The organism is Clostridium tetani (assembly GCF_900167265.1).
Lineage (GTDB): Bacteria > Bacillota > Clostridia > Clostridiales > Clostridiaceae > Clostridium_G > Clostridium_G tetani.
The window spans coordinates 322,315-340,157 of record NZ_FUWT01000002.1 but is presented as its reverse complement, the minus strand read 5'-3'; the positions used below and the strand labels follow the sequence as shown (position 1 = coordinate 340,157).

The following is a 17,843-nucleotide window of genomic DNA, read 5'->3' as shown; positions in this document are numbered from 1 at the left end:
TTATATACTTACAACTCCTTCTGCTTTAATATCCACATCATTTGGAATTTCATTTATAGATAAAACAGCTAAACTAGGAAAAACCATTTCTGTTAATTTTCTAAATGCTGGTCTTACATTTGGAGAAACCAATATAGCTGGTTGCCCCTCATAAAAGAACACTTTATCCATATTTTCCTTTAATGAAGATAATATTTTTCCAGTAGTATCTGGATCTATTGCAGGGAAGGAGCCTTGCATAGATTTTTGAATATTATTTCCTATAAGTTCCTCTACTTCAGGAGCCAGTGTCATTACAGTTATGCCACCTTTTTCATCTATTAAGGATTCACATATGTTTCTACTTAAAGAAAATCTAACATACTCCGTAAGAAGTTCTAAGTCCTTTGTAGTTCTTGAATTATCTGCTAGAGATTCAAGTATTGTAACCATATCCTTTATAGAAACTCTTTCTTTTAATAAGTTTTGTAATATTTTTTGTATTTCTCCTACAGTCATTAAATCTGGTATTAATTCTTCTACTACAGCACTGTATTTTTCCTTAAGTGAATCTATTATAAGTTTTACTTCTTGTCTTCCTACCAATTCATGTGAATGATTCTTTATGGTTTCAGTTAAATGAGTTATTAATACCGTAGTTGGGTCTACCACTGTAAGTCCTTTTATTTCTGCATCTTCTCTTTGATCATTATTTATCCAAACTGCTGGAAGTCCAAAAGTAGGTTCTATAGTTCTAATTCCTTCTATTTCATACTCTCCATTACTAGGATCCATACAAAGTAGCATATTAGCCATAAGCTCTCCCTTAGCCACTACAGTGCTTCTTATTTTTATAACATATTCATTGGTTTTTAATTGTAGATTGTCCCTTATTCTAATGGGTTGTACTACTATTCCCATTTCTATGGCACATTGTCTTCTTACAGAAGTTATTCTTTGAAGTAAATCTCCTCCAGAACCTTCATCTGCCAATGGAATAAGTCCATATCCTATTTCTATTTCCATAGGTTCTACATTTATTAAATTCATTACATTTTCTGGTTCTCTGCTTTCTATTTCTGTTATTTCCTGTTGCTCATATTCTATTTGCTCTATTATCTTTTCCTTTTCATCTTTATATAGGAAATATGCTGCTATACCACTAGCTGCTGACAAGATGAAAAAAGGTAATGATGGTAGTCCTGGAACTAAAAATAAAAAGAATAATATGGCAGATGCCATAGCTATAACCTTAGGGAATGTTGTAAGCTGTTTACTTACAACGGAACCTAAGTTTTCATCACTTCCAGAACGTGTAACCAATATACCAGAAGCTGTAGATATTAATAGGGCTGGAATTTGGCTTACAAGTCCATCTCCTACTGTAAGTCTTGTAAAAAGTTGAGCAGATTCTGAAGCTGATAGACCATGCATCATAACTCCTATAATTATTCCACCTACAATATTTATAAAGGTTATTATAAGTCCTGCTATAGCATCACCTTTTACAAATTTAGATGCCCCGTCCATGGCTCCATAAAAGTTAGCTTCATCTTGAAGCTTTTTTCTTCTATCTCTTGCACCATTTTCATCTATAAGTCCTGAGTTTAAATCTGCATCTATACTCATTTGTTTTCCTGGCATTGCATCTAATGTAAATCTTGCAGAAACTTCTGCTACTCTAGATGCACCATTAGTTATAACTATAAATTGAATTATTACAATAATTAAAAATATTATAATACCTACAACATAGTTTCCTCCTACAACAAAGTTTCCAAAAGCTTCTATTATGCCTCCTGCATCGGCATCACCTAATATAAGTCTTGTGGAAGATACATTTAATGACAATCTAAACAAAGTAGTTATTAAAAGTAATGTTGGAAAGGATGAAAACTGCAAAACATCTGTAGTAAACATAGTCATTAAAATAATTACCACAGATATGGTTATATTCATAGCTAATAATATATCCATTGTTCCGGTAGATATAGGAATTATTATCATCATTACAATTCCTATAATACCTAAGGAAACAATCACATCTAGATTATTTTTTAAGTTTAATTTATTCCTTGTACCTTCCAATAAAAACACCATCCTTAAAGTTAAACACTTTTACTTATTGAATTTAAATACAAAAGCCAAAATCTCTGCTACTGCTTCATACATTTCCACAGGTATCTCTTCTTCTAATTCAACCTTTTCATATATCATTCTAGCCAAAGGTCTATTTTCAATAATAGGAACTTTACTTTCTTTAGCCTTTTCCTTTATTTTATATGCCACATAGTCTGCTCCTTTAGCAACAAGCATTGGTGCCTGTCCTTTTCCTTCTTCATATTTTAAGGCTACTGCTATATGAGTAGGATTTGTTATTACTACTGTGGCATCTGGCACACTTTGCATCATTCTTCTCATGGCCATTTCTCTTTGCTTTTGTCTTATTTTACCCTTGATTTGTGGATCTCCTTCTTGTTGTTTAAACTCTTCTTTCACTTCTTGTTTACTCATTTTCATATCCTTTTTATATTTTTTCTTTTGAAATATAAAGTCTCCAACAGCTATGAAAATCATAACAAGAGTTATATTAAAAAATGCTTTAACAGCTATGCCTTTAAAAGCTTTTAGCATAATGGGAAATCTTAAATTATTTAAGTTTAAAATTTCTATATAGTTTTTCTTTAAAAATCTATATCCTACATAGCCCACTACATTTACAAGGGCTAAATCTTTTACAAGCTCCACTAAGGTTCTTGTGGAGAATATCTTTTTAAATCCATTTACAGGATTTAATTTTTTAATATCTGGCTTTAGAGTTTCTTTTGTAAAAATGAATCCTGTTTGTATAAAATTTGCAAATATCCCCATTATCATTATAGGTATAATTAAAGGTAGTATAATCAATGCTGATCTCATCACAATGGTTAAAGATATATAAAATAAATTTTTATAATTTAGCTCCATTCCCATAAAATCTTTTAAAAAGGCAGTCATGACATTTTGTAAATTTTCTATTGCATACTGCCCTAAAAAACTTATAACTAAAGTACTCATAAGCAAAGTAAATGCTAACCCAACCTCTTTACTTTTTGCTACCTGTCCCTTTTTTCTAGCTTCCTGCAATTTATGAGGAGTGGCCTCTTCCGTTTTATCCTCTGATGCAAAGATAAATAATATTGGTGGTACTCCCCTAAAAAACCCCTTAAAAGCTTCAGGGATATTTGAAAATCCCGTAGCTATTAATTTAAATATTATTGGCATAGCTAATATTAGGGTTGCAAGACCTACAATTATTTTTAATGGAAGTCCTAATATCATTACATTTAGCTGTGGTACTGCTCTTCCTACAAGTCCTAAAGTCAATTCTGCAATTATAATTATCAATACAATAGGTATTGCTATTTTCAATCCCATAATAAAAAATTGTATAAAAACTTCTATTATAATACTGGCGGTTTCTTGGTTTAAAATAAATCTTCCAATGGTTACTGCATTAAAACTATCTATTAATTGTGTTATGAGCATATGATGCCCATCCACCATAAAAAATAGTATAAGTCCTGTCCAGTAAAGTAATCTCTCAATTAATGTTGAATTACTGCTGGTATTTGGATCTAACATAGATACCATAGAGAAACCTACTTGAATATCCATGTAATTTCCTCCAAGCCTAATGGCCATAAAACAAAGTTGTGTCATAAAACCTAAGGCTAGTCCTGTTATAATTTCACTTGAACAATTGGTTATAAAAACCATGGTATTATTTATGTTTGAAATTTGGGAGTAATCTATTCCTGGTACTAACATGTACGAAAGAATTAGTGTAAATGCTACTTTTAAAATTGCAGGAGTTCCCTTAGGAAAAAATACAGGTGTTACTGTAAAAAATCCAATAAGTCTTAAAAAAACCATAATCACTGCTGTAAAAAAAGCTACATCCATCATATATAACACCTACTTTTAATCTATTTGACAATATTTGCAATAAGTTCAAAAATCCTATTAGTAAGACCTACTAAATTATGTAGCATCCAGTTTCCTGTAAATAGTCCTACTAAGGCTACAGTAATGAGTTTTGGAACAAAAGTTAAGGTTTGTTCTTGAATCTGGGTGGTAGCTTGTAAAATACTAATTAAAAGCCCTACAACTATTGCTGATATAAGTATTGGTGCTGAAACCAAAAGCCCTGTACTTATAGCATCCCTCATTACTCCCATAATCATATTTTCACTCATTTATTCCCCACCTCATTTAAAACTCATTATTAAAGACTTTATAAGTAAATGCCATCCATCTACCATTACAAATAGTAATAACTTAAAGGGTAAAGATACCATTACCGGTGGTAACATAAACATACCCATAGACATTAAAACGCTGGCTACCACTAAATCTATAACTAAAAATGGTATGTATAATAAAAACCCTATTTGAAAAGCTGTTTTTAACTCACTTATGATAAAAGAAGGAACCACTACATAAAGAGGTACATTTTCTTTTGTGATATTTTTGTCTATATTTGAAATCTCTACAAATAGTTTTAAGTCCTTTTCCCTAGTTTGTTTTAGCATAAATTCCCTTAAAGGCTTAGATCCAGTTTCAAAGGCCTGCTCTTGATTTATTTCACTTTTTACAAAGGGTTGTATAGCTTCTTTATTAATAATTTGATAAACTGGCGTCATAATAAATATAGTTAAAAAGAGAGCAAGTCCTACTAAGACTTGATTAGGTGGAGATTGCTGCGTTCCCATGGCATTTCTTAAAAAGCCAAAAACTACTGATATTCTTACGAAACTTGTCATCATTACTATAAAAGATGGTAATATAGATAAAGCAGTAATCATTAAAAATAATTTCAAGTTATCTACATAGGTTTTAGGATCTCCTCCATCTCCTGGTGATATGTTTATCCTAGGTATAGGTATTTGTCCTGGTGCTGCCAGTGCTTTTTGTTGAAAACATAGTAAGGTTAATAAAAAAACTATACCTATAACTAGGAATGTTTTTCTTTTACTGCTACTTTTATTCTCCATACTCTAATCTTCCTTTTTATTTATTAATTTTGAATAAAATTCTTTTACAGAGGTGTATTCCTTAATTTCTCGAGTTTTTTCAATTTTTTCTACTTCTTCATAATTAAGTTCCTCTATAACCTCTACTTTTCCTTGAGAAGAGGCTACAAGATACACCTTTTCTCCAATTTTAACAATTAACAAAGCATTATCCTTTGATAGTGGCAATCTATCTAGTACAGACATATATCTTCCCTTTTGAATCTTTTGTAGACTACTTCCTCCATACTTTGCAAAAACATATATTAGAAACAAAATTATTGGTAAAAATAGTATTATTTTTATTAAAGTATATATGTACTGTACCTCAAATCCTAATATTGCCATAATAAAACCTTCATCCTCCTATACTCTATTGAATAATTAATTCAGTAAAGTATACAGTTTCGCATCTTCCATTTTGAAAGGCAGTGTTTACTCTATTTAATATTTCTAATTTTATTTTATCTACACCTTTTTCATTAAAATCAGTGGATTTCTTACTTCTTAGAACACTATTTATAGTATCTAATATTATAGGTTTCTTTTTTTCTAATTCCTTAGCTAATCTTTTATTTTCGTATCCTAAATGAATTCTAGTTTTTACAAATCTTCTACCCTCTTCGTCAGATAAATTCACAAGAAATTCCCCTGCTTCAAAGCTATTAGAAGGAACAATATTTCTTACATAACCACTGTTTTCATTAATATTTACGCTATTAGTCACTTGTTGATTATTAGGTTGTTGTATGTTGCTCCCAACCTTTTTTTCTCTTTGCGATAAGTAGTATCCTCCATAGGTTCCACCACCTACAAGTACCAGTAATGTAATTACTGCAATAACTATTTTTAATTTACTTCCTCTTTCTGTGCTGTTTTCTATCATTTTTTAAGTCCCTCCCTATCTATAGAAACAATAACAATTGTAACCCTTCTATTTTTAGACCTATTTTCTAAAGTATCATTAGGATGAATTGGTTTAAATTCTCCATATCCTGCCGCTGTAAATCTTTGTGGGTTTTGTTTTTTAGTTTCTACAAAATATCTTAATACATTTACTGCCCTTTGCGTAGATAGTTCCCAGTTTGAATCATATTTATAATTTTTTATGGGAACATTATCTGTGTGACCTTCTACCATAACACTATTAGGTAAAGTTGATATAATTTTGTTTATTTTATCTAATATAGGTAAACTATTTTGTTTAATATCTGCTTGAGCTATTTCAAATAAAATACTATCATCTAATTCTAATAAAACTCCTCTTGCGTCACTTTTTATTTTTACAGATTCCTGTAAATTACTCTTTTGAACCGCACTTTTCACCTTATCATATAATTCATTTTCTTTTCCTCCAGTGGCTGAACCCATTTGTGTTGTTTCTCCAACTAGAGGAATATCTCCATTTTTCATATTAAAATCAAAAACAGTTTCTCCATTTTGTCCAGATAATACACTTTGAAAGGCAGTAGAAATCTGTTTAAACTTCTGTGCATCTACACTTGAAAAAGAATATAGAAGTACGAAAAATGTTAAAAGTAAGGTAACGGTATCTGCATAGGTTTGTAGCCATCCTTCTCCATTAACTCCTTCGCCTTTTCCCCTCTTCCTTCTAGACATTCTCTGACACCCCTTCGCCACTTAGTGGTCTCATTGCATATTTTTGTCTTTCTTCTGGTGATAAATAAGATATTAATTTTTCTTCTACAATTCTTGGGTTTACTCCAGATTGAATAGCAAGTATACCTTCTAACATCATTTCCCTTACTGCAATTTCCTGCTGACTTTTAAGTGATAAATTTGCAGCCATAGGATTAAAAACTATATTTGCCATTAATGAACCATATAATGTGGTAATCAAAGCTTTTGACATACCAGAAGCTATTTGACCAGATTCATTTAAGTTACCAAGCATTTGAATAAGTCCTATTAGTGTACCTGCCATACCAAAAGCTGGTGCATATGCTCCCCATGCTTTTAGCATGTCCACTCCTTCTCCATGTCTTCTTTCCATTTCACCTATTTCAAGATCCATTATATCTTGTATTGTTTCAGGTTCTATACCATCAACTACCATTTGAAGACCTTTCTTTAAGAAATCATCATTTATACCACTTATCTCATCTTCTAAGGAAAGAAGCCCTTCACGTCTTGCTTTTCTTGATAGATCAATAAATTGATTTATTATATCTATACCAGACTTTTCATTTTCCTTAAAAGCTTGTATTGTTATCTTCATTAATTTCTTAAATTGATGAAGAGGGTAGTTAACAAGCATAGCACATAAAGATCCACCTACCGTTATTATAATAGATGATATGTCCCAAAAAAGTTTTAGTTGTCCTACATTATATTCAGTTATAGTTACCATAGCCATAGCCCAAACCATCATAAGAAATCCTACTACAATTCCTATAGCTGTTAATACGTCTCTTCTCTTCATTTTCTAGTTGCCTCCCGCATTATATTCATTATGTAAAGTATAAATTTCTCTTTTATACTTTAAAACCCTACTAATTATATCGTCAATCTCTTCCTTTACAAGATACTTTTTTCCATTGGTTAGGGTTATAACTGTTTCAGGAACTGATTGTAATTTTTCTATGTGATCTGCATTTAAAACAAAGTCTTTATTATCAAGTCCTGTTAAATGTATCATCTTAGCTCTCCCCCCATTTTTGTTAATGACCCCCGGGGGTCATTAATTAGTGAACAATGAATAATGAATAATGAACAACTTTGGATAACTTTTCTCCATTAGCATTACGAAAAGTTTTTAATTGTATAAGATCTTGATGTTCAGCTTTGCTGAAGGAACTACTCCATGGAATAACCATCTATCTAATCCAATAAGATTAAAGTTTTTCTGTAGTGAAACAGAAGAAAATCCTCCTCAATTGTTCATTATTCATTGTTGGTTATTCATTAATTAAGTTCATTGTTACTTATTCATTAAATAAAGCTATCTTTTTAAATTAACTAAGTCTTGTAAAATTTCGTCTCCAGTAGTTATTATCTTACCGTTAGCTTGGAAAGCTCTGCTAGCAACTATCATTTCTGTAAATTGCTCTGCTAAGTCTACATTAGACATTTCTAGTCTACCTTGTATTATATCTCCATAGCCTTTTTCGTTACTCTTATCATTAGTAGGATCAGTTCCGAGTCTATATATAGCATCTCCAGAACTTGCAGTTCCTGAATACAAATTTTTACCTTCTTTATATAGTCCTGCTGAATTTTTAAAATCTGCCATACCAATTTGCCCTATGGTTACTACTTCATTATTTGCAAGTACTGCATTTATTGCACCATTTTTATCCACAGAAAAATTTTTTATTGTCATAGCCTTACCATGATCTTTACCTGCCCCGTTATATATAACCTTATCTGGTATTGCTAATGGTTTTAAATCATTCTCTTCTACTTTCGCCCCACCTTCTTGTTCTTTTGGATTTACTTCTAAAACTGGTTTTCCATCAGCATATTTTATTGTCGTTCCTTTAGGAACATAACCTAAAACTCTATATCCATCTGAAGTTAATAATTGTCCAAAATCATCTAATCCAAAGGAACCATCTCTTGTATAGTGCACTTCTAATCCGTCACTTGCTTTAACTTCTCCTTTTTTTGCTTCATCGTCTTTCTCAATTTCAATTTTTCCCTCTTGTTTACCTCTTGCTACTACAAAATATCCATCTCCATCTACTGCGAAGTCTAGGTTTCTTCCTGTAGGTTGCATATTACCTTGGCTTACTACAGTGTCTATTCCTGCAACTTCTACTCCTAATCCTACTTGGCTTGGGTTAGTTCCCCCTACATTAGCTGAGGCTCCTGTACCAAACTTTAAGTTTTGGCTTAAAACATCTTGGAATCTTATTCTTTGGTTTTTAAAAGCTGTAGTATTTACGTTAGCTATATTATTTCCTATTACATCAAGCTTAGTTTGGTTAGCTTTTAACCCACTAATACCTGAAAACATTGATCTTAACATATAAAGCCCTCCATTATTTTCAAATAATTTATTTTGCTCTGCTTCTATCATTCCACAAAGCTTAGGCATCTTTAAAAGTCCTGCCTATAAAATAACCATTCCATCTATATTGGTAAACACATTTCCTTTGCTTTCATCTTTTGCCATGGCAGTAATTACTGTTCTATTCTTTATATTAGTAACTAGTGCTATGTCTTTATAAAGAATTACAATTTCTTTGCAGCCTTTTTTTTCTCCCATGTTTATTCCTTCATTTACCTTTTTCATATCCTGCTGATTTAAAACTATATTTCTTTCTCTTAATCTTTCATGGGCATGGTTTGAAAGTACAAAGGTATCTTCTTTATTAATTTCTTTTTTTAATACATCATCAAAGCTAGTTTTTTTTAAACTTTCAGTGGATTTATTAGATTGAGTATTGGCATATCCTTTAAAACCTTCTATAAAATGAATTTTACCGTTTATTACTCTATATCCCATGGTTTACACAACCTTATTTTCTTCCTTAGGATTTGTAGACTCTGTGGATTTTTTATCTTCGGAAACCTCTGGTATATCTATAAGTTCGATTATATCATCTAAATTAAACTTCTCTACTATTGGTCTAGGTTTTCCATCCTTATCTTTACCTTCTCCTACTACCATGTTTATTTTTATACTTCCTTTATCTCTGGAAACTCCTGTAATTACACCATGATATAAATTTCCATATGTATCTGTATTATTCACCATAGCATATTTCCCAATAAGGGATGTAGCTCCAGCAAATCTCATAGTATTATTTAAATTAGACATTTGCTCTATACTTGTAAATTGAGCCATTTGAGTTACAAATTCTGTTCCGTCCTTTGCACTTAAAGGATCTTGATGTGATAGCTCTGCTGCAAGTATTCTTAAAAATGCATTTTTATCTAATTCCTCACCAGGTCTTACAATTTTAGTTCCCCTATCTGTATAGTTTCCTGTAACGGGTTTTTTAGAAAGTATAGAATCTATTGCATCACTCATATTTACACCTCCTATGCTAATATACTTATATTACTTAAATCCTCTACATCATTTGTATCTTCTATTACGTCATTTTGAAGCTTTAAATTTTCTTTTACGCTGTTTTTATTGTTTTCTTTAAATCCTTCTCTACTTTTGTCCTTATCATTACTAAAGAAAGTAGTGTCTTCATAAAGATTCAATGAGAAATTTTCTATTTTCACAGCACCCTTTTGAAGTTTATCTGTAATATCTTGTAGATTAGCATTTAATAAATTAAAAGCTTCTTTATTATTAGCTGTAATATTTGCTTTCATCTTTCCATTTTCCATGGTTATTTTTATAACCATTTCCCCTAATTCCTTTGGATTAATTTTTACTGTCAGATTTTTTATGTCATTAACTTCCATGTACTTTACAACTTTTATAACATCTCCATTTAAAGTTTCTTTATTAACCACTATATTTTCTATATTTTCTAAGTCTAGATTTTCAACATTAGATATTTTATTAAATTGATTCATAAAATTTATTGTTTTTGAAAACTTGTTGTCTTCCTTATCACCTAAAATGTTTTTAAGTACATTCTCCTCTGAATCTTCTTTACTAAAGGATTCATCACTAGAACTTTTAGAGAAATCTTCTGTTTTTGTTTCAGCTTTATTGTTAATATTTACCATAGTGTTCTTATCAGCAAATTCATTATTTAAATTTACTTCTTTTTTAGGTAATATCTCTTCTTTAATTAATGAAGAGATTGTAGTTTTTATTTTATTTAGTGGCTCTTCCTCACCTTTAGGGATTTGTAAAATCTGTTTTAAGGTTTCTTTAAATTCTTCTTTATTTATTTTTTCTTCTAATCCTAAATCCTTTATGTTAATTCCATTTAAAACTTCTTTAAAATCTTCATCTTCAACTACATTCAATATTAGTTTTTCAACAAAACCTTCTAATTCATTTCCATTTTTTAAAAGGTCTTCTAAATTCTCTGGAATGTTTTGAAAGAAAAGATTTTGTATCAATAAATATATTTGTTCATTAGTATTTTTTAAAGATTCTTTTATATCAATGTCTTTTATTTCTGAATCTTTTACTTGCAGTGAGTTTTCTTTAGTTGATTTTAAAGATTTATTATCTTTTTCATAAGTTACCTTGTCTTTTGAAATATTTGATTCACTTTTATTTTTAGAATACTTTTTAACAAATTTATCAAAACCATTGTACTTTTCATTTTTACTTTCCCTAAGTTTTATGTTAGCTTCATTATTAAAAGCTATTTCGTTAACTCCTTTTATCATCTTTTTCACCTCCTTTCAAGATTTCTTATAAATCCATACAATGCAAATTCATCATTTGCCTTTTGTTCTAATAGATTTTGTTCTTTTATAAATGCACTTTTGTCTTTTTCTCTTAAGGTTTCTACAGTTTTTCTTTCAATTTGCTTTTGTTTTAAGCTAATTCTTACCTTTTCTACTTCTTCTTCTCTTTTCTTTAGCTCCTCAGTGGTAAGTTCTATATTGTGGCTTACATTTATTAAATATTGATGTCTTATTTTTCTACCAATTATTGATTCCTCTGTTATCTCGGAACTATACTTTCTATAGCTATCTTTTAGGCTCATCAACTTATTTTCAATATCTATTTTCAATTTTTGTGCATTTTGAAATTGGATTTTACACTGTTCTTCCCTATCTTTTCTTATATCTAAAAGCTTTTGTAGATTAAATTTGTAGCCTTTCATATAAAGGTCACCTCAATTTTCTTTAGTTGCTTCTTAAATTCTTAAATATACTGTTTAGCCACTGTATACTTTCTTCAAAATTATTATGTTCATCTACTTTTTGGGTTAAAAATTCATTTATACTATCTATGTACTTAATTGCAATATCTATCTTTTCATTACTTCCCTTTACATAAGCTCCTATGTTAATTAAATCCTCTGCTTCCTTGTAAGTAGCAATTAAATCCCTTCCTATAGATGCAGATTCTTTATGCTCCTTGACTGAAATTTCATTCATAAGTCTACTTATACTACTTAAAATATCAATTGCTGGATAATGGTTTTTAGCTGCTAAATCACGGGATAACACAATATGTCCATCTAGTATACCTCTAACAGCATCTGCTATAGGTTCATTAAAGTCGTCCCCATCTACTAACACAGTATAAAAAGCTGTTATAGAACCCTTATCTGACATTCCCGATCTTTCCATTAACCTTGGAAGCATAGCAAATACAGAAGGTGTATATCCTTTTGTAGCTGGTGGCTCCCCAATGGCAAGCCCTACTTCCCTTTGAGCCATAGCAAATCTAGTAACAGAATCCATCATAAGTATTACTTTTTTACCCTTATCTCTAAAGTATTCTGCTATAGCTGTGGCTGTAAAAGCTCCTTTTATTCTAACCAAGGCTGGTTTATCTGAGGTTGCACAAATTACTATACTCTTTTTCATGCCCTCTTCTCCTAAATCCTTTTCTACAAAATCTAGAACTTCTCTTCCTCTTTCTCCTATTAGACATATTACATTTACATCTGCCTCTGCATATTTTGCAATCATACCAAGACTTGTACTTTTTCCTACTCCACTACCTGCAAATATACCAATTCTTTGTCCTTCTCCACAGGTTAAATATCCATCTATAGCCCTTACTCCTGTTGGTATTACATCCTTTATTCTTCTTCTTTTTAAAGGGTCTGGGGGTTCTCTATCCAAAGGATAGGGAACTCCTGTTTTTATTTTTTCACCATTTAATGGACTACCAAGACCATCTAATACTTTACCAAAAAGCTCTTCTGAACACTTTACACTTAGAGGGTTTCCTGATGGTATTACCCTACATCCTGGAGCTATTCCAATTAATTCTCCAAGAGGCATAAGTATTACATTATCCTCTACAAAACCTACTACTTCACATACTATAGGGTTATTTTGTTGATTATATATAGTACAAACCTCTCCAATAAAAGCTTTAATTCCTTCTACTTCTATGGTTAGACCTATTACTTTTTTTACAACCCCTTCATAGGAGTAGTAATCTGTTTCTTTTATTTTTTTGTTTATATAATTAAAATCTAATAACTCCATGGAAACACTCCAGTCCACCCTTACTAATTATCTTAACTTCTTAATATATCTTTTATTTTTTCTAAGGATTTATTTATATCTATTTCTACAATTCCATTATCCTTTTCTAATGAAACTATTCCTTCTTCTAAGGAATTATCCGATATTACAAAAATATCTCCATTAAATACGTTTTGACTTTCCCATAAATCCACATCTTTTTTAATTTCATCCTTATATAAGTCTTTGCATCTTATGGTTATGCTTTTAGATTTTTTAGCATTGTTTACAGCCTCAATAACCATTTCATTTAATGCATCCTGGTCTTTTATTTCTCTTTTAAATACAGACTCAACTATATTTTCTATTAATTCCTTTAACTCAAGTCTTTTTTTATCTATATATTCTATACATTGTTCTTCAGAGGAATTTATCATGGCTTTAGATATATCCTTAGCTTCAGCAATTATTCTATCACCTTCTGCTTTTGACTTTTCCATATTTTCTACATATCCTTTTTCGTAAGCCTCTTCATAGCCTTTTTCTCTTCCTTCTTTTAAACCTTTATCATAGGCTTTTTTATAAGCCTCTTCTCCTATTAAAACCGCTTCTTTGTAGGCTTCATTTATTATGTCTTCGCCTTTTTTTCTGTAATTTTCAAACATAACCGTAGCTATGCTATCGTATTGCTCTACCTTCATTTCCACAGTTTCTATTTCTTTTTTTTCTTTCTCCTGTTTAATCTTTTTTACTGGAGGTTCATATTTGGTCACTATATCTTTTTTATCTTTTTTTACAACATTGGTTTTCTTAACCACATTATACAATGATAGCATCTTCGCCACCTCTTGAAATAACTATTTCTCCAGCTTCATCTAACCTTCTTATTACAGTAACAATTCTTTGCTGTGATTTTTCAACATCCATAAGTCTTACAGGTCCTAAGAATTCTATATCTTCTTTTAGTGAAGTTGCCGCTCTCTTAGATTGATTTCTAAATATAGCCTCTGCAACTTCTTCGGAACAACCCTTTAATGCTAAGGCAAGTTCCTTTGTTTCCACTTCCCTTAACACTCTTTGTATTGATACATCATCTAATGTAAGAATATCTTCAAATACAAACATGGATTCTTTGATTTTTTCTGCCAACTCTGGATCTTCTCTTTCTAATACTTCTGTAATATGCTTTTCAGTAGTTCTATCTACTTGATTTAATATGTCAACTATAGTTTGAACTCCTCCTATAGATTTCATATCAGATCTTACCACTGAAGATAATTTACTATCTAATACTTTTTCTATCTCTTTTATAACCATAGGAGATGTGTTATTCATAGTAGCTATTCTAAAGGCTACATCTGATTGTAACTCTTCTTCTAATTCAGCTAGAATTTGACCGGATTTATCTGGTTGAAGGTGACAAAGTATCAGTGCTATAGTTTGCGGATGCTCATTTGATATAATATTTAAAAGCTGATGAGCATCTGCTTTTCTTGCAATAGAAAAAGGTCTAAATTGTTGTGTAGCTTCTGTTACTTTTTCTAATATTTCTAAGGCTCTTTGACTTCCTAATGCTTTTGATAATAGATTTTTAGCATAGTCAAGTCCACCTTCTACTAAGTAATCCTTAGCCTTATTCATTTGTATAAACTCTTCCAATATCTGCTGTTTTTGTTCAGGTTTAACTGTGGAAATATTAGCTATTTCATAAGTTATTTTTTGTATTTCAGATTCCGGCAACTTTTTTATAATTCCTGCAGAAGCTTCAGGTCCTAATGTTATAAATAATATAGCAGCCTTTTGAACTCCAGTTAAACTCTTTATTTCTTCAGTTCTCGCCATATATTATCACCTCTCATCTTCTGCTAACCAAGCTTTTACAATTTCGATAACTTGGTCTGGCTTTTCTGTTGCATATTTTCTTATTTCTCTTTCTATGTATGCGCCTTCGCTTTCTTCTTCTAACTGGATAGGTTTAAATTTAGGTTTTTCTTCTGTAATTTCATCATCAATTACAACATCTAAACCTTCATTTATTAAATCTAATTCATTATCTTCTTTATTTCTTCTTTTCTTAACTAAAATGCCAATTATAATACCAAGTGCTAATACACCTAATGCTGCTAATATTTTATATAAATTCATCTTCTTATCTCGTGCAAGTTCTTCTTCCATAGCTTCCTTATCTTTTTCGATTCTTTCTCTATAAGCAGTATCAAATGGAAGACCTTCTACACTTATGGTATCTCCTCTTTGTTCATTGTAGCCTACAGCAGATTTCACTGTATTTTGTACAGCATTTCTTGTAGCATTATCTAAATTACCATCTAAAACTACAGAAACTGTAAGTCTTCTTACACTACCTGGTGCTCTTAGGGTTTTATTTTTTCTTTCGGACACTTCATAATTTCTTACATTTTCTTCATGAGTTACTAAAGCATCTTTTTCATTATTTCCAGCTCTATTTCTCATATTATCATCCACTGGGCTTCCGCCTGTAGCTAAATCATTTCCACCTGGTGTAGTTTCTTTAACATTTTTCTCACTAACCACTACATTTTTAGGATCATATATAGTAGATTCATCTTGTATTGCATCAAAATTTAAATCTGCATTTATTTTTATCTTAGCTCTTTCTTTACCATAAACGGCTTCAAGCATTGATGTAACCTTATCTTCTAAAGTTTTTTCATATTCCTTTTTTAAAGCCTGTTGTTTTTGTATAGATTCTGAAGAATCAAATTCATCTTCTTTAAATAAATCCTTTGTAAGTATTTGATTAGTATCATTTATTTCTACATTTTCTTTTGGTAAGTTCTTCACACTACCTGATGCTAAGGCAACTATTGCCTTTACTTGATTATCTGTAATTTTTTTATAAGGTTTTATTTTTAATGTTATAGATGCCTTTGCTGGGGTATCATCCTTTATAAAAACACTATCTTCTGGCATTACTAAATGCACTCTTGCATTTTCGATTTCTGGAAAACCCTTAATAGTTCTCTCAATCTCCCCTTGCAATGCCCTTTGATAATTAATTTTCATCTCTTCTTCTGTAGCACCGAATTTATTTTTATCTAATAATTCAAATCCATTGCTTCCATTCTTTATAGGTACCTGTGACATTACTTCCATTCTGAGGCTATCTACCTTTTCCCTAGGAACAAGTATGGTATTTCCATCTACTTTGAAATTTTCTTTACTGTCCTTTAGTTTGTTGTATACAGTTCCCATGTCCTCTTGTTCCATGTTAGAAAATAATATTGCGTATTTAGGTTTAGAAATATAAACAATTCCACTTATTAGAGCACCTATAATTCCCACTGCAATGGCGCCATAGGCAATTTTCTTTTTCTTACTTAAATCTTTAATCTTATCTTTTAAAGTATTAAACCATTGGGATAGCTTGTTCATTTATTTGCACTCCTTACTATAGCTGCATTCTATTCAACTCCTGATATGCTTCTATTAATTTATTTCTAACTTGAACTGCTAGTTCTACGGATAATTTAGCCTCTTCCGAATCTAACATAACCTTATGTATATCTGTTTCCTCTCCTTGGAGAAAATTATTAGTGGTTTCTTCTGCCTTTATTTGCTTTTCATTAACTTGATCTAATTTATTTTTTAGCATATGGCTAAAACCATTATTTTCTTCTTTTTTCTCTTGAATTTTATTATTGATGTCATTTTTAAAAATCATATTATTTGGTATAAACTCATTAATTTTCAACTATATTACACCTACCTTCCTATTTCTAATGCTTTCATAAACATACTTTTCGATGAGTTAATGGCATCTACATTTGCCTCATAAGACCTAGTAGCGGCTATCAGATCTGCTACTTCATTTAACGCATTTACATTTGGCATTAAAACGTATCCATTTTCATCTGCATCTGGATGGCTTGGCTCATATACTCTTCTAAACTCCGACATATCTTCTTGTATTCCTATAGCTTTTACACCTTTTAATACTTCTTCTCTTTTACCGGTTTGCTTATTTATTTCCTTCGTTAAATTTTCTTGGAATATTGCAACTTTTCTTCTATAAGGTTCCCCATTTTTGCCTCTTGTGCTTCGGGAATTAACAATATTAGAAGCTATGGTATCTATTCTCAGTCTTTCTGCTGATAAACCACTAGCACTTATTCTCATATTATTAAACATTTTCATAATCCCACTTCCTCCTTTTTAACTAATAACTATTTACTGCTAATAATGTATCTTTTTGTTGATATTCTATTATTTAGTTGTGATATAAGTGCATTGTACATCAAAGTATTTGCTGCTTGATTTACTTTTTCTGTTTCTATATCTACATTATTACCATCTTTTCTCATGCTACTGGTTTCATCTCTTTTAATTTGCATTTTTCCATATTCTACTTCTGTAGAAATATGTCTATTTTTTGTAAACTTCAAGTCTAAATTTTCTCTGTTTTTTCTTAAACTTTCTTCAAATTCTACATAATGCCTTTTATATCCTTTTACATTTACATTAGAGATATTATTATTTATAACCCTCCCTCTAGTACTTGCTACATCTAAAGATCTTTTGATATTGTCATAATTCTGTCTATCTATGTTTTTATTTGTAGTAAAAGAAATATTTTTCACAAATTTCCCCTCCAATAGCCTATATATTTTCTTTATTTTTAAATAATAATTTTGATATTATTTGATATTAATGGAAATTTAATTTTTAATTATATACATTATCTCATAATTATATATTAATTTCCATAATTTTTATAACTAAGTCTAT

The 17,843-nt window shown here is 30.5% G+C and carries 21 protein-coding genes; all 21 read right to left on the bottom strand.

All coding sequences use genetic code 11. The features are described from left to right. The 21 genes from flhA to flgB all read right to left on the bottom strand — a co-directional run bounded on the left by flhA (nt 1) and on the right by flgB (nt 17,695). Nucleotides 1-2,079 carry a flagellar biosynthesis protein FlhA gene (gene flhA, locus B5D21_RS01635; RefSeq protein ID WP_011099857.1) on the bottom strand — a complete coding sequence of 693 codons (2,079 nt, stop codon included), beginning with the start codon at nt 2,077-2,079 and terminating at the stop codon, nt 1-3. Nucleotides 2,080-2,097: 18 nt separating this feature from the next. After that, a complete protein-coding gene (locus tag B5D21_RS01630; RefSeq protein ID WP_035127631.1) occupies nt 2,098-3,927 on the bottom strand; it encodes a fused FliR family export protein/FlhB family type III secretion system protein in 1,830 nt (609 codons plus the stop codon). 20 nt (nt 3,928-3,947) lie between these two features. Then, complete coding sequence (gene fliQ, locus B5D21_RS01625; RefSeq protein ID WP_023438579.1) at nt 3,948-4,217, bottom strand: flagellar biosynthesis protein FliQ; 270 nt, start codon at nt 4,215-4,217, stop codon at nt 3,948-3,950. Between the two features lie 12 nt (nt 4,218-4,229). Then, the gene (gene fliP / locus B5D21_RS01620) at nt 4,230-5,015 is read right to left on the bottom strand and encodes a flagellar type III secretion system pore protein FliP (RefSeq protein ID WP_011099859.1); all 786 of its coding nucleotides are present in this window, start codon (nt 5,013-5,015) and stop codon (nt 4,230-4,232) included. Nucleotides 5,016-5,018: 3 nt separating this feature from the next. Then, entirely contained in the window at nt 5,019-5,381 is a 363-nt protein-coding gene (gene fliO, locus B5D21_RS01615) for a flagellar biosynthetic protein FliO (protein ID WP_011099860.1), read from the bottom strand. A 25-nt stretch (nt 5,382-5,406) separates the two neighbouring features. Continuing rightward, the gene (locus tag B5D21_RS01610) at nt 5,407-5,919 is read right to left on the bottom strand and encodes a flagellar basal body-associated FliL family protein (RefSeq protein WP_011099861.1); all 513 of its coding nucleotides are present in this window, start codon (nt 5,917-5,919) and stop codon (nt 5,407-5,409) included. Beyond that, complete coding sequence (locus tag B5D21_RS01605) at nt 5,916-6,653, bottom strand: flagellar motor protein MotB (RefSeq protein ID WP_035125101.1); 738 nt, start codon at nt 6,651-6,653, stop codon at nt 5,916-5,918. Before B5D21_RS01605 ends, B5D21_RS01610 begins: the two co-directional genes overlap by 4 nt. Continuing rightward, nucleotides 6,646-7,476: a motility protein A gene (locus B5D21_RS01600; protein WP_011099863.1), complete on the bottom strand. Its 831-nt coding sequence runs from the start codon at nt 7,474-7,476 to the stop codon at nt 6,646-6,648. The genes B5D21_RS01605 and B5D21_RS01600 overlap by 8 nt, the downstream gene beginning before the upstream one ends. A 3-nt stretch (nt 7,477-7,479) precedes the next feature. Then, the gene (locus B5D21_RS01595) at nt 7,480-7,692 is read right to left on the bottom strand and encodes a flagellar FlbD family protein (protein ID WP_035125098.1); all 213 of its coding nucleotides are present in this window, start codon (nt 7,690-7,692) and stop codon (nt 7,480-7,482) included. A gap of 303 nt (nt 7,693-7,995) precedes the next feature. Continuing rightward, nucleotides 7,996-9,024, bottom strand: a complete 1,029-nt coding sequence (locus B5D21_RS01590; protein WP_035110386.1) for a flagellar hook-basal body complex protein — start codon at nt 9,022-9,024, stop codon at nt 7,996-7,998. Between the two features lie 84 nt (nt 9,025-9,108). Beyond that, nucleotides 9,109-9,504 (bottom strand): TIGR02530 family flagellar biosynthesis protein, encoded by a 396-nt coding sequence (locus tag B5D21_RS01585; protein WP_011099865.1) that lies wholly within the window; start codon nt 9,502-9,504, stop codon nt 9,109-9,111. Between the two features lie 3 nt (nt 9,505-9,507). After that, nucleotides 9,508-10,032: a flagellar hook assembly protein FlgD gene (locus B5D21_RS01580; protein ID WP_011099866.1), complete on the bottom strand. Its 525-nt coding sequence runs from the start codon at nt 10,030-10,032 to the stop codon at nt 9,508-9,510. Nucleotides 10,033-10,043: 11 nt separating this feature from the next. Further along, nucleotides 10,044-11,309 carry a flagellar hook-length control protein FliK gene (locus B5D21_RS01575; protein WP_052042382.1) on the bottom strand — a complete coding sequence of 422 codons (1,266 nt, stop codon included), beginning with the start codon at nt 11,307-11,309 and terminating at the stop codon, nt 10,044-10,046. Between the two features lie 5 nt (nt 11,310-11,314). Beyond that, nucleotides 11,315-11,752, bottom strand: coding sequence for a flagellar export protein FliJ (fliJ, locus tag B5D21_RS01570; RefSeq protein WP_011099868.1), 438 nt, complete (start codon nt 11,750-11,752; stop codon nt 11,315-11,317). Between the two features lie 22 nt (nt 11,753-11,774). Next, nucleotides 11,775-13,097 carry a flagellar protein export ATPase FliI gene (gene fliI / locus B5D21_RS01565; protein WP_035125094.1) on the bottom strand — a complete coding sequence of 441 codons (1,323 nt, stop codon included), beginning with the start codon at nt 13,095-13,097 and terminating at the stop codon, nt 11,775-11,777. A gap of 32 nt (nt 13,098-13,129) precedes the next feature. Further along, a complete protein-coding gene (locus B5D21_RS01560; protein ID WP_035109532.1) occupies nt 13,130-13,912 on the bottom strand; it encodes a FliH/SctL family protein in 783 nt (260 codons plus the stop codon). Then, a complete protein-coding gene (fliG, locus tag B5D21_RS01555; protein WP_011099871.1) occupies nt 13,896-14,918 on the bottom strand; it encodes a flagellar motor switch protein FliG in 1,023 nt (340 codons plus the stop codon). The genes B5D21_RS01560 and fliG overlap by 17 nt, the downstream gene beginning before the upstream one ends. Before the next feature lie 6 nt (nt 14,919-14,924). Next, nucleotides 14,925-16,490 (bottom strand): flagellar basal-body MS-ring/collar protein FliF, encoded by a 1,566-nt coding sequence (gene fliF / locus B5D21_RS01550; protein WP_011099872.1) that lies wholly within the window; start codon nt 16,488-16,490, stop codon nt 14,925-14,927. 16 nt (nt 16,491-16,506) lie between these two features. Next, nucleotides 16,507-16,809, bottom strand: coding sequence for a flagellar hook-basal body complex protein FliE (gene fliE / locus B5D21_RS01545; protein ID WP_035109530.1), 303 nt, complete (start codon nt 16,807-16,809; stop codon nt 16,507-16,509). Nucleotides 16,810-16,820: 11 nt separating this feature from the next. Continuing rightward, complete coding sequence (flgC, locus tag B5D21_RS01540) at nt 16,821-17,252, bottom strand: flagellar basal body rod protein FlgC (RefSeq protein WP_011099873.1); 432 nt, start codon at nt 17,250-17,252, stop codon at nt 16,821-16,823. Between the two features lie 29 nt (nt 17,253-17,281). Further along, complete coding sequence (gene flgB, locus B5D21_RS01535; protein WP_274542167.1) at nt 17,282-17,695, bottom strand: flagellar basal body rod protein FlgB; 414 nt, start codon at nt 17,693-17,695, stop codon at nt 17,282-17,284. Nucleotides 17,696-17,843: the final 148 nt, after the last annotated feature.

Coding starts and splice junctions, on each gene's coding strand:
- flhA (WP_011099857.1), bottom strand. CDS start 2,079: ATGGTGTTTTTATTGGAAGGTACAAGGAATAAATTAAACTTAAAAAAT.
- B5D21_RS01630 (WP_035127631.1), bottom strand. CDS start 3,927: ATGATGGATGTAGCTTTTTTTACAGCAGTGATTATGGTTTTTTTAAGA.
- fliQ (WP_023438579.1), bottom strand. CDS start 4,217: ATGAGTGAAAATATGATTATGGGAGTAATGAGGGATGCTATAAGTACA.
- fliP (WP_011099859.1), bottom strand. CDS start 5,015: ATGGAGAATAAAAGTAGCAGTAAAAGAAAAACATTCCTAGTTATAGGT.
- fliO (WP_011099860.1), bottom strand. CDS start 5,381: ATGGCAATATTAGGATTTGAGGTACAGTACATATATACTTTAATAAAA.
- B5D21_RS01610 (WP_011099861.1), bottom strand. CDS start 5,919: ATGATAGAAAACAGCACAGAAAGAGGAAGTAAATTAAAAATAGTTATT.
- B5D21_RS01605 (WP_035125101.1), bottom strand. CDS start 6,653: ATGTCTAGAAGGAAGAGGGGAAAAGGCGAAGGAGTTAATGGAGAAGGA.
- B5D21_RS01600 (WP_011099863.1), bottom strand. CDS start 7,476: ATGAAGAGAAGAGACGTATTAACAGCTATAGGAATTGTAGTAGGATTT.
- B5D21_RS01595 (WP_035125098.1), bottom strand. CDS start 7,692: ATGATACATTTAACAGGACTTGATAATAAAGACTTTGTTTTAAATGCA.
- B5D21_RS01590 (WP_035110386.1), bottom strand. CDS start 9,024: ATGTTAAGATCAATGTTTTCAGGTATTAGTGGGTTAAAAGCTAACCAA.
- B5D21_RS01585 (WP_011099865.1), bottom strand. CDS start 9,504: ATGGGATATAGAGTAATAAACGGTAAAATTCATTTTATAGAAGGTTTT.
- B5D21_RS01580 (WP_011099866.1), bottom strand. CDS start 10,032: ATGAGTGATGCAATAGATTCTATACTTTCTAAAAAACCCGTTACAGGA.
- B5D21_RS01575 (WP_052042382.1), bottom strand. CDS start 11,309: ATGATAAAAGGAGTTAACGAAATAGCTTTTAATAATGAAGCTAACATA.
- fliJ (WP_011099868.1), bottom strand. CDS start 11,752: ATGAAAGGCTACAAATTTAATCTACAAAAGCTTTTAGATATAAGAAAA.
- fliI (WP_035125094.1), bottom strand. CDS start 13,097: ATGGAGTTATTAGATTTTAATTATATAAACAAAAAAATAAAAGAAACA.
- B5D21_RS01560 (WP_035109532.1), bottom strand. CDS start 13,912: ATGCTATCATTGTATAATGTGGTTAAGAAAACCAATGTTGTAAAAAAA.
- fliG (WP_011099871.1), bottom strand. CDS start 14,918: ATGGCGAGAACTGAAGAAATAAAGAGTTTAACTGGAGTTCAAAAGGCT.
- fliF (WP_011099872.1), bottom strand. CDS start 16,490: ATGAACAAGCTATCCCAATGGTTTAATACTTTAAAAGATAAGATTAAA.
- flgC (WP_011099873.1), bottom strand. CDS start 17,252: ATGAAAATGTTTAATAATATGAGAATAAGTGCTAGTGGTTTATCAGCA.